We start from the raw sequence: 24,958 nt of genomic DNA on the forward strand, positions 1-24,958 counted from the left end.
TCCGGCTTGGGTAGCCTTTTGAAAGTTAAAAAAATAAAACCTTCCCAGGCCCGTCCCGCGGGTAATGCTTGCCCCCGCCCGCCATCCGCATTATAATAGCGGTGGATCGTGCCAAAAGAATCGGGGGGAACGATATGAGACAGCGCAGAGCCTCCATCCGCGCCCAGATTTTCGGCGTCAACCTGCTGGCCATCTCCCTCACCGTCCTGCTGGCCCTGGGGGCCACCCTTTTTCTCACCCTGCGGCAGGAAAAACAGGTGCTTGACCGCAACCTGATGAACTCCGCCCAGGTGATCTCCCGGGTGCCCGCGGTAGCCCGGGACCTGGCCGGAGGCGCCCCCACCGCCGAGCTCTGGGACTTCCTGGACTCCGCCACCGCCCAGATCAGCGACATCGACGTGATCGTGGTGGCGGATACCCACTCTGTCCAGTACTACTACCCGGACCGCTCATACATCGGCCGGCCCTACGCCGGTTCAGACCAGGCCCGGGTCCTCGCCGGAGAGGGGGCTTTCACCTCCGACGACACCGGGGTCTCCGGGGCCGAGCGGTGCGCCTACGCCCCGGTACTGGGCCCCGGGGGAGACCTGCTGGGCTTTGTCATGGTGGGGGTCAACCTCCGCAGCCGGTCCCAGTCGGTCCTCCACACGGCCCTGTCCTTCCTCCTTATCGCCGCAATCACGGTGGCCCTGGGGACACTTTTGTCCGCCAAGCTCTCCAAACGCATCCGGGACTCCCTCATGGGCTACGAGCCGGAGGCCTTTTCCCTCCTCTTCCACCAGCGAGAGGACATTCTGGAGGCACTGGAGGAGGGAATCCTGGCCATTGACCGGGACCAGAAGATCATCTTCATCAACCAGGCCGCCACGGATATGCTGGGCCTCCCCCCGGACAGCGCCGTGGGAAAGCCTCTTCACACCGTCTATCCCCGCTCCACCCTGGACCGGGTCCTCACCAGCCGGCAGTCGGAATACAACATCCCCCTGCGCTCTCTCAAGCGGGTGCGTGTGCTGGCCGACCGAATGCCCATCTGGGAGGCCGGGCAGGTGGTGGGAGCGGTGGCCATCTTCCGCAACCGCACCGAGGTGACCCGCCTGGCCGAGGACCTGACCGGCGTGCGCCATATGGTGGAGGCCATGCGGGCCTATACCCATGAATTCATGAACAAACTCCACGTCATTCTGGGCCTCATCCAGATCGGCCAGACCGACAAGGCGGAAGAATACATCCTGGACGTGACCAGCATCCAGCGCCAGGCCGTGGGCTCTATCCTGGAGCGCATTCAGGACCCGTCGGTGGCCGCCCTGCTGGTGGGCAAGACCAGCCGATGCGCCGAGCTGGGCATCCGCCTGACCCTGGGCCCCGGCAGCGCGTTGTCCGCCGACCAGGACTATCTGCCCCCGGACGCCTACGTCACCATTCTGGGCAACCTCATCGAAAACGCCGTGGACGCCCTGAACCAGACCGTCCGGGGCGTCAAGGAAATCACCGTCAGCCTCCGAGAGGAGCCGGGAGGCCTGCTCATCTGCGTGGAGGACACGGGGCCGGGGCTGAATCCCGAGGTGGCCTCCTCCCTGTTCCAGCCCGGGGTCTCCACGAAGGGGCGGGGCCGGGGCACCGGCCTCTCCCTCGTCCATGAAGTGGTGGAGGCCTACCAGGGGGACATCCGGGCCGAGTCGGAGCCCGGGGTAGGCACCTCCTTCTTTGTCAGCTTCCGAAAGGAGTGAGTTTTTGTACCGCGTCGTCATCGTCGAGGATAACCCCATGGTCTCCATGCTGAACCGGACCTACACGCAGCGGGACAGCCGGTTCCAGGTGGAGCGGGAGTTCAGCAACGGCCGGGACGCCCTGGCCTGGCTGACCACCCATCCGGCGGATCTGCTGATCCTGGATGTGTACATGCCGGTCTTTACCGGCCTGGACCTGCTGCGGGAGCTGCGGGCCCAGGGCTCTACAGTGGACGCCGTCATGGTGACCGCCGCCCATGAGCGGGAGACTTTGGACGCTCTCATGAAACTGGGCGTCACTGATTATCTGGTCAAGCCTTTCACCGCCGAGCGCTTTCAGCAAGCTCTGGAGGGCTTTGTCCAGCGCCGGGAGGCCATGGATCACCTGGAGCGGGTCAGCCAGTCGGACATCGATAAGCTCCTCTTCTCCTCCCCCGCCTCTGAGGCCGCCCCCAAAGGGCTTCAGGAAAAGACCCTGGCGCTTCTGCGGCAGGCGTTGGGCCAGGCCGGCGGGGAGCTGACCTGCGAAGAGCTGGGCGCCAAGGCCGGAGTCTCCGCGGTGACGGCCCGGCGGTATCTCAATTACATGGTCCAGAAGGGCCAGGTCTTGGACCACATGAACTACGACACCGGCGGGCGGCCCTGTATGGTATACCGCTTGGTTCCAAATGGGAGGGAATAAAAGTCCATCCCGTCTTTTGTCAAAATGTTCGGTTTGATAAATTTTCTTTTGAATGAGGGATTTTTGATGAAAAAATGATATACAAAGTTGTCATGGTTGCGACGGCTACGCCCATGCAATTCAATATCTTCTTTCCCGTCTTTACCTTTTTTGTTACGCAGTAGAACGTCGTTTTCGAGGGTAAAGGTATAAACACCTTGCCTTATCAAAACTGCGTCCGCAAAGCCGCATAAATCAAGCGCTTTTTAACCCCACTGCGTAACGCCGTACCCATAATTTTAGTGAGCGCAAGCGGTTTGTCCGTTTGCACCCGCTTGTCTGCCAAAAAGCAAAAACGAAAAAAGCTGTCAAGGACGCGAAGCGCGAAGTTTATCCTTGACAGCTTTTTTCGTTTTTGTTATTTCACATATGTACGCTTAAGCAACTAACCATGCGTCCACGCAATTTTGGATCCTATCTCGCCAATCATTTTCATCGGCCGCATTTTCTCCCTCTTGAATAACAACATCAAGAAAATGTCGCACCTCTATCGGCGTCGGCTGCGCTCTGTAATTATACGAATTTTCAACAAGTCGCATAAACTGATCCAGTTCAAGTGGAATGATTTTTGACTTCCCGCCATACAGCTCGATAGATAAATGATTTAATCCATAAAAATGTGCTAATGTGGCTGCATTGATTGTTGGAGCAATAAACAAACAATAAGTATCTTTTCCAGATTTCTTTTTAAGCTGCCCGTAGTGTCGCGCTACAGGTTCTCCCTCTGCTTCGTATTGCCGTTGTCCAGACTGCATAGTGACTTCGACAGACAGCGCATAATCTGTATAGTCACATTCAATATCCGGCATATTACCCGATGCAGTAGAGAGAGGCTGCCCAATATCATCAAACTTAAAATTGCCTTTAATATCACCACCATTAAGCATTGTCATTGCGCGCCATGTATTATATTCAAGCATAAGCGGTGCATCATAGTATTCATCAGACACAATCTCGTTAAATGTATCAATAATTTCTGAATATAGGGCATACGACTTGATTTCGGCAACCTGTTCATGGATAACATTTTCTCTGTGTCGTGCAGCAATTTCATCACGCAAATCTTTTAGGGCTTCAATATCAAAATCGAGCAATTCTCGCTTTGTATAATCGCTCATACGCATTATAGTATCAACGATATTATCCTTATTGTCCGTATACAGCGCAGGAATACTTGTCGAAAACAGATATGCCTTATAATTCGGTGTATCATTGACAAAAACAGGATTTCGGTCAATGGAACTCAAAATAAAATCTACTTCTCGTACTTTATCATCAAAAACCGATATAGTCCTACTCCTATGTGCAATAGAAATAAGCCCTGTATATCTCAAATATCTAAAACACGCATCGGCATAATCGCGTAAATTGCTCTTTTGGGTTTTAATAAATTTGCGGAGGCTTGCATCTTGTGTTTCTCTTGTCCGCGTTTTTCCAGCGGCTATCCTATCGCTATATATTTCCAAAATAGCAGTTGTCCAAACCTCATTCACAAAGCGCTTATATTCCCCTCTGTGCTGTTCCTTTTCCTGCCTAAAATTAAGAATTTCCGCTTTGACGCTGTCATAATTTCGATAGTCAGTCATTTGAACCGCAAAAATCTTTAATTCGTCAAATGTCAGATAGCCCAAATCACGCACTAGTCTCAATATTTCTAAATACGGACGAACACAAAATGTTCCGTTGATTTTGGGATTTTCTGTGTGATAAGGCGACGGCAGTTGAAATTTCAATAGCTGCCGCAAGAAAACTTCCTGTGGACGGTTTCCAAATATGAAAGCCTTTCCTGCGTCTGTTAAAGCAATATTAGGTTGTAGATCGACAAAGCCTAATGCTTTAGGGGCGCGGTTAATTCTATCACGAGCACTAAATGCTTTATCTGACGGGGATCCCACACCCTCAAAAAAACTGCTTGACGCTAATTCGTCAATAAATTGCTCCTGCGTTGTTTTATTCCACTTTTTCCCCTCAAACTTCTCATGCAGTAAGCCTATTTCGGGTATCATTTTGGTAGGGGTGCGAGGCGATGTGGTAAAAAACAAAACCTTATTATCAAGCCTTGCCATACAATCGCCTCCTTAATAATTTTTCACAACAATGTGCATTTTATCGTTTTTGAAACGATTTCTTATATTGACAGCATAGTTTTTATAATACTCATCAAAAACAAATTCGCCGTACAATTCTTCTGTCAATGGAGTTTTTCCTATAACCATTAACGCTCTACAAGGCAGATTTCTAAAGTCAGCCGCCAAGCGGCGGTGCTCTGCTTCATCAAACCCATTCATCATATCGACGTTTCCATAATCGTTAAAAACACAATCATATGGTGGGTCAAGAAATATGAAATCATCTTCCTGTGCCATTTCAAATATCTGGCTGTAATCAAGAGTAAATAATTCTGCACCTTGTAAAAGGTCGCTATGCTGCTGTGTTATCAATCGTGTATTGAGGTTAGGGTAACGTCCAAACGGAACATTGTATTCGCCGTTATTATTATACCGTATCATACCGGAATAGGCCGTTTTGTTGATGAAAAAATACAACACGCCATCTAAATACGTATCATCGGGGTGATTAAACAAATCCCGCATATGGTAATACAAGGTTTCGTTTTCGTTAGGAACGCGCATCTCTGGCCTCTGAAGTTTTAATTTTTTGTATTCCGTTTGATTTTTTTCATAAGTCTTTTGTATAGTATCAAGTTGTTCTCGCATCAATGGGTATTGATTTTTTAGTTGTGTATAGAACGTCATAAGCCGCTCGTTTACATCATTTAGGATTGCATTGTCTGGCTCAAGGTAAAAATAGACAGCGCCACCACCAAAAAAAGGCTCAATATATCGGTTAAAATCATCGGGTATGTATTGGAGAAAGCGCGGAATTTCACGCGATTTACCACCACGATATTTTAATACAGGATTCATCGGTTACACCTCGCTTTCAAATGAATATACCTATACATTATTATTTTAGCAAAAAGGCTAAAATAATTCAAGTACAATAGCAAAAGCCGTCCCATGTTTTTATCTGAATTGTACTTGCTCGTTTTAGACCACCCAACCTCTCTTTCTCCTCTGTGAAAAAGTAAGGTTCTTTTTCTTTTTGTTTGGCAGAACCGCGCTGTTCCTTTTATAGGTACCCGCTTTCTTTTTTGCCGGAAACCACAAATAGACCCAAAAGCATTTTGATGGGTTAGAAAACCGCTAAAAAGTTATAAAAAAACCCCGGAATCGTTAAATTCCGAGGCTTTCTTGGTACGGCTGGAGGGACTCGAACCCCCGACCTACTGGTTCGTAGCCAGTCACTCTATCCAGCTGAGCTACAGCCGCATACCGTCTCACCGACAGCTTATTAATATTAGCATAGTGAGCGGCAAAATGCAAGTTCTTTTTTCCAAAAGAATCAAAATTTTTTAGGCTCCTGACCTTGGGCAAAGTCCACCGATCTGCCCCCGCCCAGGAGCAGAACGGCGCGCTCCGCCAGCCGAGGCACCGCCATCAAAAATCCTCGCCGTCCATATCGAAGGGCGGCAGATCACGGCTTTGAGGGATGGCGTCCCCCTCAAATTCCAGCTCCTCGGGCACCGGCTCGGAAATGGGCGGAGCGTCGGGGGCCAGATCCACCATGCCCTGCTTGTACTGCATCTCCTGCCACTGGTCCTTGGTGATCAACACCTGCCGGGGCTTGGAACCCTCGAAAGGACCGACAATCCCTTTCTCCTCCATCTGGTCCACCAGCCGGGCGGCCCTGGAATAACCCAGCTTCAGCCGCCGCTGGAGCATGGAGACGGAGGCCATGCCCGTCTCCACCACCACCTCGATAGCAGAGGGGAGCAGCTCGTCGTAGGCGTCGTCCACGTCCTCGGGGGCAGAGCCGCCCACACCCTTGCTCCCCTTCTCGTTGCCCGCCACGTTCTGCTCGATCTCGTGAAGGACAGCCTCGTCGTACTGGGCCGAGCCGCTCTCCTTCACAAACTCCACTACGCTGGCCACCTCTTCGTCGGAGATGAGGCAGCCCTGGACCCGGGTGGGCTTGCCGGAGCCCAGGGGGAAGTAGAGCATGTCCCCCCGGCCCACCAGCTTTTCCGCACCGGTCTGATCCAGAATGATGCGGGACTCCAGGGAGGAGGCCACGGCGAAGGCGATGCGGGAGGGGATGTTGGCCTTCATCAGGCCGGTGATCACGTCGGCGGAGGGCCGCTGGGTGGCGATGATAAGGTGCATCCCGGCGGCGCGGCCCATCTGGGCCACCCGGCAGATGGACTCCTCCACCTCCTTGGCGGCCACCAGCATCAAGTCGGCCAGCTCGTCGATGACCACCACCACCTGGGGCATTTTGGTCATTCCCTCTGTTTTGACGGCCATGGAATTGTAAGACGCCAAATCCCGGACCCCCACCTCGGAGAAGGCCCGGTAGCGCTTCATCATCTCGGTGACCGCCCACTGGAGGGCCCCGGCGGCCTTCTTGGGGTCGGTGACCACGGGGATGAGCAGATGGGGGATGCCGTTGTAGATGCCCAGCTCCACCATCTTGGGGTCCACCATGATGAGGCGGACCTCCTCGGGGGTGGCCTTATAGAGGAGGGAGATAATGAGGGAGTTGGTGCACACCGACTTACCGGAGCCGGTAGTACCGGCGATGAGCAGGTGGGGCAGCTTGGCGATGTTGCCCACGATGCAGTTGCCGCCGATGTCCTTGCCCAGGGCGAAGGCCACCTTGGAGCTGTGGTCCCGGAACTGCTTGGAGTCGATGACGTCGTGGATCTGCACCGGGGAGACCAGCTTGTTGGGCACCTCGATGCCCACCATGGAGATCTTGTCGGGAATAGGGGCGATGCGCACGCCGGAGGCCCCCAGGGCCAGTGCGATGTCGTCGGCCAGGTTGGTGAGCTTATTGAGGCGCACACCCTGGTCCAGCTCCAATTCATACCGGGTGACCGAGGGGCCCCGGGTGACGTTGACGATGCTGGCGTCGATGCCAAAGGAGTGGATGGTGTCGGTGAGCCGGGTCTGGTTGGCCCGCAGTTCCCCGGACACCCCGGCGGAATCGGTCTCCTCCCCCTCCCGCAGAAGGGACACGGGGGGATATTGATAGGCGGGGGCGGCCTGACTCAATGCCTCGGCCACCTCCTGGGTGACCTGGGCGGCCGCCTCGGCGGCGTCCCCCTTCTTCAGCTTGGGCACCGCCGGCTCCCGGACGATCTCGGGCATAGCGGGGGCTGGTTCAGCGGGTTTGGACACCTGCTCCAGGATCTCCTCCTTGGGCAGCGGGAAGGGCTCGGGGGGCGTCACCGGGGGCACGGGGGGCTCCTGAGCGGCGGCGGGCTCCTCGGGCTGGGCGGCGGCGCCGGTGAGAAGCTGGTCAGGGGTGGGCACCTTGGGCCTGCGGTCAAACAGGCCCTTCTTCACCGGCTCCGGCTCGCTCTGAGGCTCCTCCTGGGGCCTTGGGCCGTCGTCCACGGGGATGTCGATGGCAGGGCGGCGCTTCTCCCGCTGGATGGGGGCGGGGCGGCTCTGCTTGGGGGCGGGCTCCGGCTCGGGGAGCTCTTCCTCCTCATACTCCGGATGGGGCCGGTCCTTGAACCAGTCCAGGATATCCACGGGGGTGATCCGGCAGGCCCCCATCAGCAGGCCCGCCACGGCCAGGACAAAGATGATCCCGGCGCCGATCTTGCTGAACACGGCGATGAGGGCCTGGGACAGCAACCCGGAGATCACACCGCCGGAGGCCAGGGCCTTCCCCTCCGTCCAGAGGGTGCCGAAGAGCTTGATGTCCCAGACATAATTCCCTTTGGCCAGCAGCATATGGAGGAAACCGCCGGCCAGGACGGGCATCAGCATGGCGCACCATACCCGCAGCCGCACGGGGCGGCCCCGGTGGAAGGCCAGAATGGCGCTGGAGACGAGAAGGGCCGGGGGCAGAAGCCAATAGCCATATCCGATGAGCCCCTTCATCGTACCGCAGAAAAAGTCAATGAAAATGGCCTCCACCTGAAAATAACCCAAAGCGGAAAAAACAGCCAGCAGCAGGCATACCAGCGCTCCGATCTCCCGGCGGATGGGCTTCACCTCCGGGGCCTTCTTCCGGCTGGAACCGCTCCTGGAGCCCCCCGAACGGCTGGAGGAGCCGGAGGGTTTCCGGGTATTGGCACTGGTCTTCTTTTGTGTGGTGGCCATGGTCATCAAATCCTTTCAGGGGTGGTAAAGTCGATCTTTTGTACAGGGCTTGTCCGCCGCCAGGGGAGCCCAGGCACAGGCTCCCTATGCGGCCCAGGCTGGCGGGCTTATTTCACCAAAAATCCCGCCACAAGGGACACCAGGCCCACCGCCCAGCAGTAGTAGGCGAAGGCGCCGAACTTGCCTTTGTCGGCCAGCAGGTTGACCAGGCGGATAGCGAAATAACCCACTACCCCGGCCACCACCATGCCGACGACGCAATAGGGCAGGATGGCCGGATCCAGCCCCACCTCCAAAGCGTCCTTCAGCTCCAGGAGGGTGGCGCCGAAAACGGCGGGCAGGGACATGAGAAAGGAGAACCGGACGGCGAAGGTGCGGTCGTAGCCCCGGAGCATCCCGGCGGAAATGGTCATGCCGGAGCGGGAGATGCCGGGGAGGGTCCCCACCGCCTGGGCACAGCCCACCAGCACCGCGTCCGCCAGGGTGGCGGTGCGGGCGGTCTTGCGGCCCCGGGCAAACCGGTCGGAAAAAAAGAGCAGGAAGCCGGTGGCGATCAGCGCCAGGGAGACAAAGACCACGTTCCCGGTGGCCGCCTCAATGAGGCCCTTCACCGGGAGCACCACGAACAGGGGCAGGGTGGCCACAATGATGAGGAGGACCATCCGCCGGGCGGGCGGGGTCTGGGCTCTCTGCCGGGTTCCCCGGCGGGAAAAGAGGTCGCCGATGGCCAGGAAAAACTCCCGGATCATGTCGACGATATCATGCCAGTAGTAGATGAATACCGAGACCAGCGTGCCGAAGTGGAGCATGACGGTGAAGAAAAGCTGGGTGGACTCGAAGTCCTCCATGCCGAAGAAATGCTGGAACAGGGCCAGATGGCCGGAGCTGGAGATGGGCAGGAACTCCGCGATGCCCTGCAAAACGCCCATCAGGACGGACGATAAATATGTCAATTTGTTTCCCTCCAAAATCAGTATCATCCCCGGCGCAATCCGCAGAATAGGCGGCGGTTTCAAAAAGCGGGGAGACATGGGCCCATGCCATTTCCGCCGCCGAAGGACCGCTGGTCATTTCGCGCGCTGCTCCGGATAGGACATACGTATTTATATTAACACAATCCCTCCGGTATTTCCAGAATCTTTTTACGGCAGAGAAAAAGCGGGGGTCATCCCCCGCTCTCCTCTTCCCGGGGCTCTTCCGGCCCCGTTTCCTTTTTCCGCGCCTCGATCTGCCCGTGCAGACACTCCAGAGCGTCGGACAGCCCTCCCAAACGGTCGATCAGGCCCAGGGACACCGCCTCTTCCCCGTAGAGCACGCTGCCGATGTCCCCCGTCAGCTCCCCGGTATTGAGCATCAGCTTGATAAAATCCTCCCGCTTGACCCCGCTGTTGCGGGTGACGAACTGCAGGATCCGCTCCTGGGTCCGCTCGAAATAGTGAAACATCTGGCTCACTCCGATGACCGTCCCGCTCAGCCGCACCGGGTGGATGGTCATGGCCGCCGATGGGGCGATGAAGGAGGTTTTGGCCGCCACCGCGAGCGGCACCCCAATAGAGTGGCCGCCCCCCAGCACCAGAGACACCGTGGGCTTCTTCATTCCGGCGATCATCTCCGCGATGCCGAGCCCCGCCTCGATGTCTCCTCCCACCGTGTTGAGGAGCACCAGCAGGCCGTCCACCTCGTCGCTCTCCTCGATCAGGGCCAGCAGGGGCAGCACGTGCTCGTACTTGGTGGTCTTGGCCGTGGGCGGCAGCAGTTGGTGGCCCTCCACCTGCCCCACGATGGTCAGCGTATGGATGGTTCCCCGCCGGGTCTTGATCAGCGAGGAGCCGAACTCCTCGATATCCCGCCGCTCTTCCTGGCGCTGTTCCTGTTCTTCCATGGTATCCCTCCCTTTCTGCCAGTATGTGCCGCGGGGCGGCCCTTTACTCAACAAAAATACAACCTGTATTCCTGATTTCGGGCCAGGACGCCATGCCTTTGGGGCATATCCGTAAAAGGGTTCGAAAACCCCTGTTTCTCTCCTTTTTCAGAACTTAATTTTCTGCTCGAAATTTGACATAACGAAGGCGGATAATTCATTCTACAAAAAGTTATTCACATTTCCCACCGACTTTTCCACCGCCTCTCCCCCACGCTATCCCAGTAGTTTTTCCACTTTTCCACAATCTTTTCCACACCAGGAAGGCCTATGTTCCACTATTCTTATACGGCCGGTTTAGTATACATAACTTGCAATTTAAACGCTTTTTAATAAATAACACAGCCCGGACCGCGGAACTGTGTCCACGGCCCGGGCCAATATCTCCATATTTAGGATTTTCCACTGTTTTTTCTGGCGCGTTTGTTCTCGTCCAGCTTCTCCTTGAGCTGTTTCCCCATACGCTTTACGCTCTCCAGCGCGTCCGAACGGCCGGCGGCGGCGGTCATGTGGCTGTAATGGGCCCGGAACCGGCGGCTGAGGCGCTCGGTGTGGGCCATCAGCTCGTCGTAACGGGCCTTGAGGGCCCGGCTGGCCTCATCCAGGTCATCGGGAAGCAGATCGTCCAGCCGGTCGGAGAAGTTGGAGCGGGCCTCCTCCAGATAGTCGGAAAGCTCCGCCCGGCCCAGGTGGGCTTGGACCCGCAGCTCGTCCCCGGCCTGCTGGAGCTTGGCCAGGAGCTGGCTGGTGCGGGCCAGCTGATAGATGGTGGCGGTGGTGTCGGCAACAAGGATGCCCAGCAGCACCCCGTCCAGGATGTACCGGGGAATGAGGGGGATGCGGTCCAGCTGTCCCGCCACCAGGGGGTGGACAAAATAGAGGACCAGGAAGGACAACACGCCCCACATCAGACACACCCAAAGGCAGATGCGCCCCTTGATGTTGAACTTATACATGCTGTAATCCCAGTACTTGACATGGGTGGTGGTCTCCAGGAACCAGCCCACGAAGTACTCCCAGGCCGACATGCACACGGTGGCCACCAAATAGAAAAGCACGGGGCTGTCCATGAGAGGCTGGAACCAGCAAATCATCATCAGCACCCCCACCCCGTAGATGGGGCACATGGGGCCGTACAGAAAACCCCGGGGGACGAACCGCCGCTCCAGGACGGAGCAGTACACTGTCTCCATACACCAGCCCAGGCAGGAATAGACGATAAAATAGAGGAAGGCCAGACTGATGGGGAGGCCAAAAACGATCGGTTCTGACATGGATTCACTCCTCAGGTTCACTGGGGACGGCCAAAGCCTCCAGCACATCATTATAGACCCGCTCCGGGCGGGCTCGGAAGCTCTCGATCAGCCGCTCCGCCTGGGCCTTGGACGGGCAGAGCAGCTCGATGGTGAGAAGATTGCCCCCGTCGTCGTCCAGGGTCATCCGGGCCACTACGGAGCCGTCTCCGTTGACCCGGGTCTCCCCCCGGACCTGGGCGTTGCGGCGCAGGGCGGCGTTCACCGGGGCCAGGTCCCGGTTGCACCGGCGGCGCACGGAATAGGGCAGACTGCTCTCACAGGCAGCGGAGTTGGCCCGCCCCTTCTCCGTGATGGCATACCGGTCCTCCTCCAGCTCCAGGTGCCCGCTCTCCACCAGCTCGGCCGTGGCCTCGGCGAAGGCGAAGTAGTCCACCCCCTCGTGGCGCATCACCAGGTCGGTGAGGACGTCGAAGTCCACCGGGCCGGCCAGCCGGGACACCAGATAGAGCTCCAGCATCTTGATATCCAGTTTGTCGTGGATGAAACCGTATTGGGCCATAGAAGGTTACTCCTTTGTCTTCGCCTTTGCCTCGGCTTCGGCCTTGGCCTCCGCCTCCTGGGCGGCCTTGATGGCGGCCTGGGCCTCTTTTTCCGCCCGGTAGTTGGCCAGCTCCCCTGGGGTGATGGGGCTGATAACGATGGTAATGATCCGCTTTTCGTCGTCCCCCACCGAGACATAGACCCGGCTGTTGGGGCTGTACCGGGTCAGCTCGTCGTGGATCCCCTGCTCATGCTGGCTGGTCAGGCGGTTGATCTCCCAGATGATCTGGTCGCACTCCTCGTTGGCCAGCACCGCCAGGAAGGTGCCGGCGTAGTTGGAGGCCCCCTTGCGGATATCCTGCTCGTCGTCCAGGCACCAGGTGATGACCACCTCCGTGAGCTTCCCCTCCTCACTGGCGGTGAGGGTGACCCAGTGGCGCTTGTCCTGGGGGACGTATCCCGCCCCGTAAATATAAGCGGGCAGGGCCATGGTGCCGGTCTGATAGGTGGCCAGGGACACGTTGTCCAGCAGCTCCTCCGGCGTGCAGGACCAGCAGCCCTCCTCCACCGTCACGGGGATGGGGGAGAACTTGGGCCGCTCCGGCTTCTTGTCCTCCTGCTTTTTCTTTTTGCGCATGGTAAGGAAGTAGACCACCGCCAGAAGAAGCAGTATCATCAAAATTGGGGGCATAAGGAACACCTCGTTCATTCGAAATTTTAGTACATTATGACATTATAACGGCAATTCCCCGGAAAGGCAAGCAAATCGAAAGGGGCTCTCCCGCCGCTTGACAGCCCCGCGCCCCGGGGGGTATGATGGCTCTGATAAGGAGGGAATTCCCATGTCCCGAAAAACACTGTCCCTGGCCCTCGCCCTGGTCCTCCTGCTCTCCGCCTGTGGGAAAGGCCCCGAGGCCGGGACCTCCCCGTCCCCCGCCCCCCCGTCCCCGGCGGCTTCTCCCACGCCGGAGCCGGAGCCCACCCCATACGACGGCCCGGTAAACCCCCTCACCGGCCTTCCGCTGGAGCACGGCTCCCCCGACGACCGGCCCGTGGCCATCATGCTCAACAACCTGAAGAAAGCCCTGCCCCAGCTTGGGGTCTCTCAGGCCGATATCATCTATGAGGTGCTGGCCGAGGGCGGCATCACCCGGATGCTGGGGGTCTACCAGAGCGTGGAGGGTGTGGGCACCATCGGCTCGGTGCGCTCCTCCCGGCCCTATTACCTGGAGCTGGCCCTGGGGCACGACGCCGTCTATCTCCACGCCGGAGGCAGTCCCGACGCGTACAGCAAAATCAAATCCTGGGGCGTCACCGCCCTGGACTGCGTCAACGGCCCCTACGAGGGCACCCTCTTCTGGCGGGACCAGTGGCGGCGGAAAAACCTGGGGTATGAGCACAGCGTGGTCACCTCCGGGGAGGCCATCACCACTCTCTTCCCCTCCTACTCCTTCCGCCAGCAGCACCAGGAGGGCTATACTTATGACATGGCCTTCGCCGAAAACGGCGCCCCGGGCGGGGAGGCGGCCCAGAGCGTCACCGTCCCCTTCTCCGACTATAAAACGGGCCTTTTCACCTATGACGCCGACACCGGGCTTTACCTGGTCTCCGAATACGGCCAGCCCTATGTGGACGGCAACAGCGGTGAGCAGGTGGGGGTGACCAACCTGCTCATCCTGAAGACCCGGTGCGCCAACATCCCTGGGGATGAGTACGGACGCATCACGGTGGACCTCACCGGGGGCGAGGGCTGGTTCGCCTGCGGGGGCCAGTATGTCCCCATCCGCTGGGAAAAGGGTTTCCCCAACGGCCAACTGCGCTACTGCACCGCCGACGGCGCCCCCCTGGTCCTGGGGCAGGGCCGCAGCTATGTGTGCGTCGTCCCCCTCAACAGTAACGCAACATTTTCGTAAGGCACTTTTGCTTGCCAGGAAAGGAGACGGCTCTCATGCCCATCTATATCGATCAGGGTGACATCACCCAGTTCCACGCCGACGCCATCGTCAACGCCGCCAACACCTCCCTTCTGGGCGGCGGAGGGGTGGACGGGGCCATCCACCGGGAAGCGGGCCCCGAACTGCTGGCCGAGTGCCGCACCCTGGGCGGCTGTGCCACCGGCGAGGCCAAGCTCACCAAAGGCTACCGCCTCCCCGCCCGCTTTGTCATCCACACTCCCGGCCCCGTGTGGCACGGCGGGGATCAGAACGAGGACGCCCTTCTGGCCAGCTGCTACCGCAGCAGCCTTCTGCTGGCCGACGCCCACGGCTGTGAGACGGTGGCCTTCCCCTCCATCAGCACCGGGGCCTACCACTTCCCCATCCGCCGGGCGGCCCCCATCGCCCTGGCCGCCCTGCGGGAGGCCCTGGACGAATGCCGGCACGTGCAGGAGGTCACCATCGTCTGCCACTCCGAGCCCGATTGGGCCGTCTATGACCATGCCCTGAGGGCGCTGGAGGAGCGCGGATGACCAGGGTCCTTTTTGTGTGTCACGGCAGGATTTAACCGGAATCCATGAAATGATTGGTACTCCTCATGTTTTTCGTAAATGCACTTCGATTTTACTACCATTTTACTACTTTAGAGCCTTGGCACGATACAAAGGCTATACCAATCATGTAAAGGGGTGTACGCCACTTGCTGGCGTACACCCCTTAATAACCGCAAAGCCCAGCCCGCTCCCCCTGTCAATGGCGGCACATGTGCCGTTTATCTCGACCATTGACAGGGGGAGCGGGCTGGGCTATTTCAGGATTGCATTACTTATCTTGCTCTAAAAGAGTGTCAATCATGTTCATGACACTATTGCGTGCATTGCTTCTTAATTGACGGTATTTTTCAATCAATATCGCCTCATCGGCGTTTAAGTCAAAAGGTTGCACAGATTCGATTTTGTGTCTAATTTCTGTGTTGCCTACAAGATAATCAATGGAGGTTTCAAAAAAATCCGCTAGTAGTTTTAAGGTCTGAATGTCCGGCTCATAAAATCCATGTTCATATCTGTGAATATTCTGTTGATTGGTTTGTATTTTTTCAGCCAGCTTTTGTTGGCTAATTCCTTTTTCTTCTCGTAACGCTTTTAATCTCTCCATTTTTACATCCACCACCTTTGTATTAATTTTAACAAGATAACCGTGTTATTACTAAAAGCGGCTACTTGTCATTGACAACACATAAAGCGTGTTATAGAATACAAGGTAAGAGAATGTGAAACTGGAGAGGTGCGATTCCCATGCTAAAAGATATTCCATATAGCGTATTGATGCAGGACAAGCGGGCATACGAAATTATGCTGCTGCGTGACCAATACGACAACACATTTACAGATATTGCGAAAGAGTTTGAAATATCTGTTGTACGGGCAGTACAAATATATAGGAAACAAAAGTTTAGGCAAAAAAGCCTATATATCACTCATATTTCAATAGCACTTGGACATGGAAGTACGGCACAAGTAAGAAAGATTTTTGATGAAGCCTATGAATGTTATCAGGATACCGCATACGCCTGTGCGTATTTCGAGAAAAAGTATAAAGGCATTTTGACGGAGTACAGAGACGGGGAACCAGGTATGCCGATAAAATTTCTTAAAAACATGCCACCATTTAAGCCTCAACTAAGCAAAAAAACCGTTGCCTGTATTGTTGAAATGCGGGAGGTTGAAAAAGCGTCGTTTGCCACAATCGCAAAAGAATTGCGCATGACAAGGGCGAAAGCAAAGCGTACATATGAGTTGTTTTACCACAAGAAGGTGATGGCACTAATAGAGGCGTTGCTGGAAAAGGCGACAAGTAGCGAGGAAAAAAGAGCGATATGGGATGGTTGCTTTAAGGGCAATAAATCCTCCAAAAGACGTTATGATATGCTTATTGAAGAACAAGCCACCAATGACTGACAGCGAACTGGCTTGGCGACTGCCAATGCACAAGATATGGGAATGTTTACAGTTTATTAACCGATATATGGTGTATATATGGTATGTTATGATAGCCAGGTAACAAATGATGAATTGCTAAACCAAAAATGACTGTGCAGCCGCCCAAAGCGGCAAACAACCAACGCCGTTTTACACGGCCTACGAGACAGGGCGCAAGCCGCCCACAACCTAAACACAGGGGGAAAGAGGTTGCTGTACTCGGCCCCGTAACCTGTGGGAATGACTGTGGGGACACGCAAGCCGTGTTCCCATGAACTAACTTTCGTGAACGGGCTTTGCGTCGGAGGTGGATTTCAGATAATCTATTTGAAAGAATCCACCTGACGATTTTCACGGAAGGAGGTGGTGCTATGGAAAAGCATACTGTTTTGTTGCCGCTCCATAGAGACCATGAGTATAAACCACAAAGCGCCACCTCCGGCAAAAAGTCCACATAAGGTTTCTCTAATACTTGGCGACTGCTTTGACTTCTCAACAGTCAGAGCAAAGCCTTGAAAGAGAACTTAGACTATGCAAGTACCTCAACAACCAGTTGAATCTGCGGGGGATAACCTCCGCAGATCTGGCAAAGAAAGCTGATGTTTCCAAAGCGACTATCAGCCGCATGACGAATTTCGCTTATAAAGGGAAGCGGCACCGCCCGACACTCCCGGTCATGCTGAAGGTATCTCTTGCGCTGGTGCAGACCCCGGAGGAAAGGCGGGAACTATTTTACCTGGCGTTCCCCGAATATTTCATCTGGGAGGAAGCGGCAGAGAAGGGATACACCGTCATGCAGACCAATGAGTTGTTACATGAGCGGGGCCTCCCCCTTCTGTAAGCGAACAAAGCAATCACGAGAAACCGACGCCCTATACAGCATAGGGGCGTCGGTTTTTCATGTTATAAACGGTTTCACGCGTGCAACCAATTTTTAGCCTCTTGGCGTTATCATAAAGGCACACAAGGACTTGTGACCTATCACCAGCGGCACAACGGCCATGCGCCGCCCACCAAAGAAAGGATAACGCTATGAAAATTACTGACCTTATCATTGACCCCAAGAGCCTGGGGAACAAGCTGTGGCTGGTGGATGTGACCCCGGCCTACGAGTACAAGGACAACCGCCGCACCGATACTGTCACCGGCTACCGCTATGCCGTCGCCATGCCGGAAAAGGGCCTGGACAAAATCAACGTGAGAATCGACGGCAAGCAGCTCATGGAGGCCCCGGACGGCTTTGCGGAGGTGCGCTTCGAGGGCCTGGAGGTATTCATCTACTGGAGCCAGGGACAGCCCCAGGTGGGGGCCAAAGCCACGGGAATCCAGTTGGTGAACACTAAGACGTAAGACACCGGGCGGCGCTGGGGAGGCAGCCGGGGATAAGAGATTTTTCCTCAAGAAAAATATCCCCCGGCGGCAGCGCCAGCGCCGCCCCCCTGCCATAAGGGGGAGTACTACCCCTTATGGCTTACATGTATCGTGTATCGCCAATTTTTGGATAATGGAGGCTCACATGGGAACCAATATGCAAGCCCGCAAATGGGCCTTGGTCATCAACAACCCATTAGAGGCCGGACTTGACCATAGCGCCATTACGGAGCTCTTACAAAAATTTGCTCCCGCCTATTACTGTATGTCTGACGAAATCGCAAAGACGGGGACTTATCACACGCACGTTTTCCTGTATGCTCCCTCGCCCGTCCGCTTCTCCACCATCAAGAACCGATTCCCTACGGCCCACATCGAAAAGGCATATGGGAGCGCCAGGGACAACCGGGCGTATATCCGCAAGGAGGGCAAATGGGCGGACACGGACAAGGCGGAAACCTCTGTGGCGGGGACGTTCCAGGAGTGGGGCGACCTCCCCGCCGAAAAGGAGGAACAGGCCCCGCAGATGTTCCGCCTTGTCCAGAATATCCGGGCGGGACTGTCCACCACGGAAATCATAGACGATTCGCCCAATCTGGCCTTTCGCATTCGGGAAATCGACCTGCTGCGGCAGACCTTGACGGCGGAGAAGTACGCCGTGGAAAACAGGCCCTTGGAGGTGTCCTATCTCTATGGAAGCAGCGGGGCGGGAAAGACACGGGGAATCTACGAGCGGCACGACCCCCGGAGCGTTTGCCGCATTACCAACTACCGGGCCGCACGGGGAATCTCCTTTGACGGCTACAACGGGCAGGACGTGCTGGTGTTCGAGGAGTTCAGCGGGCAAATCCCCATAGAAGACATGCTCAACTACCTGGACATTTACCCCCTCTACCTCCCGGCCCGGTACAGTGACCGGGTGGCCTGTTACACCACGGTCTACATCACGTCCAACATGCCGCTGGAAAAGCAGTATCACACGGAACAGTGGGACAGGCCGGAGACTTGGCGGGCCTTTCTCCGGCGAATCCATACCGTGATAGAGTACCTCCCCGACGGCTCCACCATCATCAAGAAGAAAGGGGGCTTCCCCTATGACCCGAACCGATAAAGACCATATCAACAAGCGGACGGAAAACCGCCACCTGCTCCGGCGCATGAAAACCGGGCTTACGGCGGTAAAGGACACTCCATACAAGGGGCTGCTCCTAGGGGCCTACCTGACGGGCGCTGTGCTGGTGTGGCTGTTCCGGGGGCACCTGTTCAGCCTGGACAACTACGGCATGTTCTCGCCCGTCCTGGAAGCGGTCATCAACCTCCTGCTCCCCCTCTACTCCGTGGGCGGCCTGCTCGCCCTGCTGGTACTCCTGGGCACGCCCTGGGGCGGCAGGGAGGCCAGGGAGGGCTTGCAGCGGGTGGGCCTCACCAACCACGCCGGGGAAGCGCCCGTCCTCCTCTCCAAATATGCGGATGGAGACAACCCACGGCTGACGGTGTGGGAGTTCGACCCCTGCGGAATCCCATTGAAGGAGTGGGAGGACAAGCGGGCCAGGGTGGAAACGGCCCTGGACAGTATCATAGCAAAGATGGAGTGGGGAGAGGGGCGGAAAATCATCCGTGTCTATGCCGTACCCGCCGCAAGCGATCTGCCCGCCCTGCTCCCCTGGAAAGACAAATACCTGTCCCCGGACAACTTCGTGCTGGTGCTGGGTGAAAGCCTCCTGGGGCCTGTGACGGTCAATCTCGCCCACATCCCCCATGTACTGCTGGGCGGCTCCACGGGGAGCGGCAAGAGCGTCCTGTTGAAGCTGCTGCTCATGCAGGCGCTGCGCAAGGGGGCGGAGGTCTACATAGCCGACTTCAAGGGCGGCGTGGACTTCCCCAAAGCGTGGCACGGGAAATGCCACATGGTTTTCCGGGAGGATGACTTACTCTATGTCCTGGGCCAGCTTACGGCGGTCTTGGAGTACCGCAAGGGGCGTTTGGCGGAAACCGGGTGCCCCAACATCGACGCATACAACGAGGCCACGGGAGACGGCTTGCCCCGGCTGGTGTTCGCCTGTGACGAGGTGGCGGAGCTTCTGGACAGGACGGGGATGGACAAGGAACAGAAAGAGCGGGCAAGCCAAATCGAAAGCAAGCTGGCCCTGATTGCCAGACAGGGGCGGGCCTTTGGAATCCACCTGATTCTTGCCACCCAGCGCCCGGACGCTACCATTATTCCGGGCCAGATACGCAACAACCTGGATTTCCGGGTCTGCGGCAGGGCGGACAGCGTGCTATCTCAAATCATCCTGGATAGCACCGCCGCAGCCGACCAAATACCCAAAGACGCAAGGGGCCGCTTCTTGCTCCATGACGGAACCGTTTTCCAGGGTTACTGGTTCGACGGGGACGGTATTTGATGGGCGGTGACAGCATGGCAATATCCGCCGAAGTCCCCATTAAAGACAAGTTCTGTCTCACCATCGAGGAAGCGGCGGACTATTTCAACATTGGAGAAAAGAAGCTGCGCAAGCTCGTATCGGAACATCTCAATTCTGATTTTGTCATTCAAAACGGGGTGAAATACCTTATCAAACGCAAGCGTTTTGAAACCTTTTTGAATGAAATATCCGCAATTTAACTGCAAAATAATGTGGAAATAGGGCTTTCGGCATGGTATAATATATATGTATCGTGCCGAGGCTCTTTTCTGCATAGAAAGGAGCGCAGAAGAATGAACAAAAGACGAGATAACAAAAATCGTGTTCTTCGCAGCGGAGAGAGCCAACGCAAAGACGGACGGTATGCGTACAAATACACCGATATGACAGGCCAGACACAATTTGTTTATAGCTGGAAACTGGAAACGGCGGACAAGCTGCCGGAGGGTAAGCGGGACTGTCTCTCCCTGCGGGAAAAGGAAAAGCAGATACTGCGGGATATAAACGACCAAATCGTTCCCCGTGGTGGAGAAATGACCGTTTTAGAGCTGGTGCAAAAATACATCCTGCAAAAAATGGGTGTCCGCCACAATACGGAGGCAGGCTATAAAACAGTTGTGAACATCTTGAAAAAAGAAAAGTTTGGCGGTATGAGAATCGACCGTGTGAAAATTTCAGACGCCAAATGCTGGCTGATACAGTTGCAGAAGAATGGGCGGGGGTACAGTAGTATTCACTCCATTCGTGGCGTATTGCGGCCCGCCTTTCAAATGGCCGTTGACGATGATTTGATACGCAAAAATCCGTTTGAATTCCAGCTTGCCACGGTGATTGTAAACGACAGTGTGACAAGAGAGGCAATTTCCAGAAAACAAGAGCGGGCGTTTCTCGATTTTATCCAGAACGACAAGCATTTCTGCCAATACTATGACGGTATCTATATCCTGTTCAAGACCGGGCTGCGTATCTCTGAATTTGTGGGGCTGACACTTTCCGACCTGGATATGAAAAACTGCACAATCGACGTCAACCACCAGTTGCAGCGCAAGAGCAACATGGAGTACATCATCGAAGAACCAAAGACAAGCAACGGGACAAGGGTGCTTCCCATGACCGATGATGTGTACGCTTGTTTCGAGCGAATCATAGCCAGCAGGAAGAAACCAAAGGTTGAGCCGATGATTGGCGGCAAGTGTGGCTTTTTGTACCTGGACAAAAACGGTATGCCCATGGTGGCCCTGCACTGGGAGAAATATTTTCAGCATATCTGCCAGAAGTACAACAAGATTTATAAAGTGGAAATGCCAAAAGTCACCCCGCACGTTTGCCGTCATACATACTGTTCCAACATGGCGAAAAGCGGTATGAATCCCAAGACCCTGCAATATTTGATGGGCCATTCCGATATTGGCGTCACCTTGAACACCTACACACATATAGGCTACGACGACGCCAAAGAGGAACTGAAACGGGTCGTAAATGGTGAGTAGTAAAACCGCAAATCGGCCCCTGTTTTACTACTTTTCATACTACTTTTGCCGGACAGAATGTGCGAATTTACGCCAGGATATGCCAGATACGACGGTGGCAGGAGAACTGGACAAAACGCAAGGAATCAAGGAATACCAGCGTTTTCAAGGAGTTTTTGATAGATGGTTAAAATCCTTTTCGTGTGCCACGGCAATATCTGCCGCTCCCCCATGGCTGAGAGCGTGATGATCCACCTTGTAAAGGAAAACGGCCTTGCAGAAATCGAGGTGTCTTCTGCCGCCACCAGCACGGAGGAGATCGGGAATGGGGTCCACCCCGGCACCCGGCGGGTCCTGGCCGCCCACGGCATCCCCCTGGTCCCCCACCGGGCCCGGCAGATGACCCGGCGGGACGCCGGCCTTTACGACCTGCTCATCGGCATGGATGCCGCCAACCTGCGGGGCATGGCCCGCATCGCGGGAAGCGGGGAAAAGATTCACCGTCTCCTGGACTGGAGCGACAGCCCCAGGGACATCGCCGACCCCTGGTACACCGGGGATTTTGAGGCCACCTTTTCTGACGTCTGGGAGGGGTGCAGTCAACTGTTGAAAACGCTGACACCGCATTGAACGGGCGGGGCTGCTGCCCCGCCCGTTTTATTTTGTGGAAGTGTCATGGTTTTCATATAAAATTTCTCCCTTTTTCCCCCTGCGTTCGGCTAAGTTCATTGCTATTTTTACCACACTTTGCTATACTGATTTAAATATACTTCAAACAGGATTTGGATACAGGGCAAGTCAAAATGATGGGCGCCGCAGGCGGGACAGAGGGATGAGTAGGATGATCACAAAAAAGAAGATCCTCGTGGTGGAAGACAACGCGATCAATCGGATGATGCTGGAGGAGATCCTGTCTCCCGAATATACCATGCTGGAGGCGGAAAACGGCCAGGAGGCCCTCTCCGTCCTGGAGCGGGAGCAGGACACGGTCTCCCTCATCCTGCTGGACATCGTCATGCCCGTCATGGACGGCTACACCTTCCTGTCCATCGTCAAGGCCGACCCCGTCCTCTCCTCCATCCCCGTCATCGTGACCACCAACAGCGACAGCGAGGAGGACGAGGTCACCGCCCTGTCCCACGGCGCCACGGATTTCGTCATCAAGCCCTATAAGCCCCAGATCATCCTGCACCGGATCGCCAGCATCATCAGCCTGCGGGAGACGGCCGCCATGATCAACCTGGTCCAGTACGACCGGCTGACCCAGCTGTACAGCAAGGAGTTTTTCTATCAAAAGGTGCGGGAGGCCTTCGCCCAGCACCCGGAGCAGCGCTATGACCTTCTGTGCTCCGACATCGAAAATTTCAAATTGGTCAATGACGTCTTTGGCCTCCCTGCGGGTGACAAGCTCCTGTGCGACCTGGCGGACCTGCTTTTGCGGCACGCGGGGCATCACGGGATCTGCGGCCGGATCCAGGCCGACCAGTTTGTCTGCCTGCTGGAGCGGGACTGGGATTATACCGACGATATGTTTATCGAATCCGCCGAGGAGATCAACGCCCTGTCCAAGCCCATGACCGTGGTCATCAAATGGGGGATCTATCCCATCGAGGACAAGAGCCTCTCCGTCGAGCAGATGTGTGACCGGGCCATTTTGGCGGCCCACAGCATCAAGGGCCAGTACGGCAAATACTTCGCCACCTATGACGACGCCCTCCGCGGCAAGCTGCTGCGCCAGCAGGCCATCACGGACAATATGGAATCGGCTCTGGCCGGTGGTCAGTTCGAGGTCTACCTGCAACCCAAATACCGCATCGCCGACGAGCGCCTGGCCGGGGCGGAGGCCCTGGTGCGCTGGAACCACCCCGAGTGGGGCCTGCAGCTTCCCGGCGAGTTCATCCCGCTCTTTGAAAAGAACGGCTTTATCACAAAGCTGGACCAGTACATCTGGGACCGGGCCTGCGCCATCCTTCGGGATTGGGACGACCGTGGCCTGCCCCCCATCTCCATCTCGGTGAATGTGTCCCGGGCCGACATCTACAACGCCGACCTGGCCGATATCCTGACCCATACGGTGGAGAAATACGGCCTGCCCCCCTCCCGCCTCCATCTGGAGATCACGGAGAGCGCCTATACGGAAAACCCCAGCCAGATCATCCTCACGGTGAGCCGGTTGCGGGAGCTGGGCTTCATCATCGAAATGGACGACTTCGGCAGCGGCTACTCCTCCCTGAATATGCTCAACGAGATGCCCATCGACGTTTTGAAGCTGGACATGAAATTCATCCAGAATGAGACGGCCAAGCCGCAAAGCCAGGGGGCCCTGCGCTTCATCATGGCTCTGGCCCGCTGGATGCATTTGGACGTGGTGGCCGAGGGGGTGGAGACCCGCAGCCAGCTGGAGCGCCTGCGGGAGATCGGCTGCGACTACGTGCAGGGTTACTACTTTGCCAAGCCCATGCCCTGCGGAGAGTTCCAGGAGCTTTTGAAAAAGCAGGAGGAGATCGCCGCCCTCGAACTGGAAGAGGCGTGGAAGTCCAAGGACGAGCTGCCCGAGCGGGTGCTCCTGGTGGTGGACGAGGATCCCCAGTACCGCGCCGCGGTCCGCGGCACCTTTGAGGACCAGTTCCAAATCGCCGAGGCGGAGAATGAGACCGCGGCCATGGACTGCCTGAACCGGCACAAGGGCAAGCTGGCGGCCGTCATCCTGAGCATGACCCTGCCCGGGGTGGGAGATCCCACGCTGCTCCAGACCCTCCTACGGGAGCGGTCGGTTTGGGAGGTCCCCATCATTGCCACCGGCCCCGCCGGCTCCTCCTGCGAACTGACAGCCCTTCAGCTGGGCGCCAATGATTTTGAAAGTAAGCCCCATCAACAGGAGAGCCTCCGGCGGCGGACCCTGCGGGTGATCCAGAACGCCGCAGCCTGGCGGCGGGAGCGCGCGCTCCGGGACGAGGCTTTTCGGGACTACCTGACCGGGCTCCTGAACCGCCGGGGGCTGGACGCCGCCGCCGCCTCCCTGCGGATGGAGGACACCCCTATCGCGGTCTACCTCTTCGATCTGGACCACCTCAAGGAGATCAACGACACCTTCGGACACCAGGAGGGGGACCAGATCATCAAGACCTTCAGTGACCTATTGCGCTCCCATACCAGAGAGGGGGACTTTCTCTGCCGTCTGGGCGGGGACGAGTTTGTCGCGGTCATCAAACGGATGAGCTCGGAGGCAACCGCCCTGAAAAAGGGCGAGGAGATCTGCAGGGCGGTCCAGCAGGACTGCCGCAGCGGCAGGATCCAGGCCACCTGCTCCGCCGGGCTCGTCCTTTGGGACGGGGCGGGCACAATGGCCGAGGCTGTGGATCAGGCCGACCAAGCGCTGTACCGCGCCAAGGCCAACCACAAGGGCGGATGCTGCCTATGGAAAGGATGAGTCAT

22 protein-coding genes and 1 tRNA gene are annotated in these 24,958 nt (G+C 56.5%); 13 read left to right on the forward strand and 10 right to left on the reverse strand.

What is annotated here, in order from left to right; genetic code table 11:
- Positions 1–134 precede the first annotated feature (134 nt).
- Both AAEU42_RS09515 and AAEU42_RS09520 read left to right on the forward strand, forming a co-directional pair.
- The gene (locus tag AAEU42_RS09515) at positions 135–1,727 is read left to right on the forward strand and encodes an ATP-binding protein (protein ID WP_342233303.1); all 1,593 of its coding nucleotides are present in this window, start codon (positions 135–137) and stop codon (positions 1,725–1,727) included.
- 4 nt (positions 1,728–1,731) lie between these two features.
- Positions 1,732–2,409, forward strand: coding sequence for a response regulator (locus tag AAEU42_RS09520; RefSeq protein WP_342233304.1), 678 nt, complete (start codon positions 1,732–1,734; stop codon positions 2,407–2,409).
- A gap of 416 nt (positions 2,410–2,825) precedes the next feature.
- Here AAEU42_RS09520 and AAEU42_RS09525 read toward each other — a convergent pair whose 3' ends face one another.
- The 9 genes from AAEU42_RS09525 to AAEU42_RS09565 all read right to left on the reverse strand — a co-directional run bounded on the left by AAEU42_RS09525 (position 2,826) and on the right by AAEU42_RS09565 (position 13,020).
- Positions 2,826–4,514, reverse strand: coding sequence for an AlwI family type II restriction endonuclease (locus AAEU42_RS09525; RefSeq protein WP_342233305.1), 1,689 nt, complete (start codon positions 4,512–4,514; stop codon positions 2,826–2,828).
- A 12-nt stretch (positions 4,515–4,526) separates the two neighbouring features.
- On the reverse strand, positions 4,527–5,375 hold the full coding sequence (locus AAEU42_RS09530; protein ID WP_342233306.1) for a DNA adenine methylase: 849 nt from the start codon (positions 5,373–5,375) through the stop codon (positions 4,527–4,529).
- A 328-nt stretch (positions 5,376–5,703) separates the two neighbouring features.
- Positions 5,704–5,780 (reverse strand) — tRNA-Arg (locus tag AAEU42_RS09535).
- 168 nt (positions 5,781–5,948) lie between these two features.
- On the reverse strand, positions 5,949–8,627 hold the full coding sequence (locus AAEU42_RS09540; protein WP_342233307.1) for a DNA translocase FtsK: 2,679 nt from the start codon (positions 8,625–8,627) through the stop codon (positions 5,949–5,951).
- Between the two features lie 107 nt (positions 8,628–8,734).
- A complete protein-coding gene (locus tag AAEU42_RS09545) occupies positions 8,735–9,556 on the reverse strand; it encodes an undecaprenyl-diphosphate phosphatase (RefSeq protein WP_342233308.1) in 822 nt (273 codons plus the stop codon).
- A 236-nt stretch (positions 9,557–9,792) separates the two neighbouring features.
- Positions 9,793–10,509: a ClpP family protease gene (locus AAEU42_RS09550; RefSeq protein ID WP_342233309.1), complete on the reverse strand. Its 717-nt coding sequence runs from the start codon at positions 10,507–10,509 to the stop codon at positions 9,793–9,795.
- Positions 10,510–10,940: 431 nt separating this feature from the next.
- Positions 10,941–11,822: a putative ABC transporter permease gene (locus tag AAEU42_RS09555; protein WP_342233310.1), complete on the reverse strand. Its 882-nt coding sequence runs from the start codon at positions 11,820–11,822 to the stop codon at positions 10,941–10,943.
- A 4-nt stretch (positions 11,823–11,826) separates the two neighbouring features.
- Entirely contained in the window at positions 11,827–12,363 is a 537-nt protein-coding gene (locus AAEU42_RS09560) for a DUF4364 family protein (RefSeq protein WP_342233311.1), read from the reverse strand.
- A 6-nt stretch (positions 12,364–12,369) separates the two neighbouring features.
- Positions 12,370–13,020: a hypothetical protein gene (locus AAEU42_RS09565; RefSeq protein WP_342233312.1), complete on the reverse strand. Its 651-nt coding sequence runs from the start codon at positions 13,018–13,020 to the stop codon at positions 12,370–12,372.
- 166 nt (positions 13,021–13,186) lie between these two features.
- Between AAEU42_RS09565 and AAEU42_RS09570 the strand changes: the two genes are divergently transcribed.
- Both AAEU42_RS09570 and AAEU42_RS09575 read left to right on the forward strand, forming a co-directional pair.
- Positions 13,187–14,257, forward strand: a complete 1,071-nt coding sequence (locus tag AAEU42_RS09570; protein ID WP_342233313.1) for a DUF3048 domain-containing protein — start codon at positions 13,187–13,189, stop codon at positions 14,255–14,257.
- A gap of 35 nt (positions 14,258–14,292) precedes the next feature.
- A complete protein-coding gene (locus AAEU42_RS09575; protein ID WP_342233314.1) occupies positions 14,293–14,811 on the forward strand; it encodes an O-acetyl-ADP-ribose deacetylase in 519 nt (172 codons plus the stop codon).
- 289 nt (positions 14,812–15,100) lie between these two features.
- On the opposite strand, the gene AAEU42_RS09580 is transcribed toward AAEU42_RS09575, so the two are convergent.
- Complete coding sequence (locus tag AAEU42_RS09580; protein ID WP_342233315.1) at positions 15,101–15,433, reverse strand: helix-turn-helix domain-containing protein; 333 nt, start codon at positions 15,431–15,433, stop codon at positions 15,101–15,103.
- A gap of 140 nt (positions 15,434–15,573) precedes the next feature.
- On the opposite strand from AAEU42_RS09580, the gene AAEU42_RS09585 reads away from it, so the two are divergent.
- From AAEU42_RS09585 to AAEU42_RS09625, 9 genes are all read left to right on the forward strand, one after another.
- Positions 15,574–16,236, forward strand: a complete 663-nt coding sequence (locus AAEU42_RS09585; RefSeq protein ID WP_342233316.1) for a hypothetical protein — start codon at positions 15,574–15,576, stop codon at positions 16,234–16,236.
- Positions 16,237–16,729: 493 nt separating this feature from the next.
- Positions 16,730–17,098, forward strand: a complete 369-nt coding sequence (locus tag AAEU42_RS09590; RefSeq protein WP_342233317.1) for a helix-turn-helix domain-containing protein — start codon at positions 16,730–16,732, stop codon at positions 17,096–17,098.
- A 191-nt stretch (positions 17,099–17,289) separates the two neighbouring features.
- Positions 17,290–17,607, forward strand: a complete 318-nt coding sequence (locus AAEU42_RS09595) for a hypothetical protein (protein WP_342233318.1) — start codon at positions 17,290–17,292, stop codon at positions 17,605–17,607.
- A 178-nt stretch (positions 17,608–17,785) separates the two neighbouring features.
- Positions 17,786–18,739, forward strand: coding sequence for a viral replication protein (locus tag AAEU42_RS09600; RefSeq protein WP_342233350.1), 954 nt, complete (start codon positions 17,786–17,788; stop codon positions 18,737–18,739).
- Positions 18,723–20,033, forward strand: a complete 1,311-nt coding sequence (locus AAEU42_RS09605; protein WP_342233319.1) for an FtsK/SpoIIIE domain-containing protein — start codon at positions 18,723–18,725, stop codon at positions 20,031–20,033. Before AAEU42_RS09600 ends, AAEU42_RS09605 begins: the two co-directional genes overlap by 17 nt.
- The gene (locus AAEU42_RS09610; RefSeq protein ID WP_342233320.1) at positions 20,033–20,254 is read left to right on the forward strand and encodes an excisionase; all 222 of its coding nucleotides are present in this window, start codon (positions 20,033–20,035) and stop codon (positions 20,252–20,254) included. The genes AAEU42_RS09605 and AAEU42_RS09610 overlap by 1 nt, the downstream gene beginning before the upstream one ends.
- A gap of 93 nt (positions 20,255–20,347) precedes the next feature.
- Positions 20,348–21,544, forward strand: coding sequence for an integrase DNA-binding domain-containing protein (locus tag AAEU42_RS09615; protein ID WP_342233321.1), 1,197 nt, complete (start codon positions 20,348–20,350; stop codon positions 21,542–21,544).
- A 162-nt stretch (positions 21,545–21,706) separates the two neighbouring features.
- On the forward strand, positions 21,707–22,153 hold the full coding sequence (locus AAEU42_RS09620; protein WP_342233322.1) for a low molecular weight protein-tyrosine-phosphatase: 447 nt from the start codon (positions 21,707–21,709) through the stop codon (positions 22,151–22,153).
- A gap of 202 nt (positions 22,154–22,355) precedes the next feature.
- Entirely contained in the window at positions 22,356–24,953 is a 2,598-nt protein-coding gene (locus AAEU42_RS09625; RefSeq protein WP_425288206.1) for an EAL domain-containing protein, read from the forward strand.
- The last annotated feature ends 5 nt before the right edge of the window (positions 24,954–24,958 follow it).

The sequence above is a fragment of the Pseudoflavonifractor phocaeensis genome (genome assembly GCF_038439875.1).
Classification (GTDB): domain Bacteria; phylum Bacillota; class Clostridia; order Oscillospirales; family Oscillospiraceae; genus Vermiculatibacterium.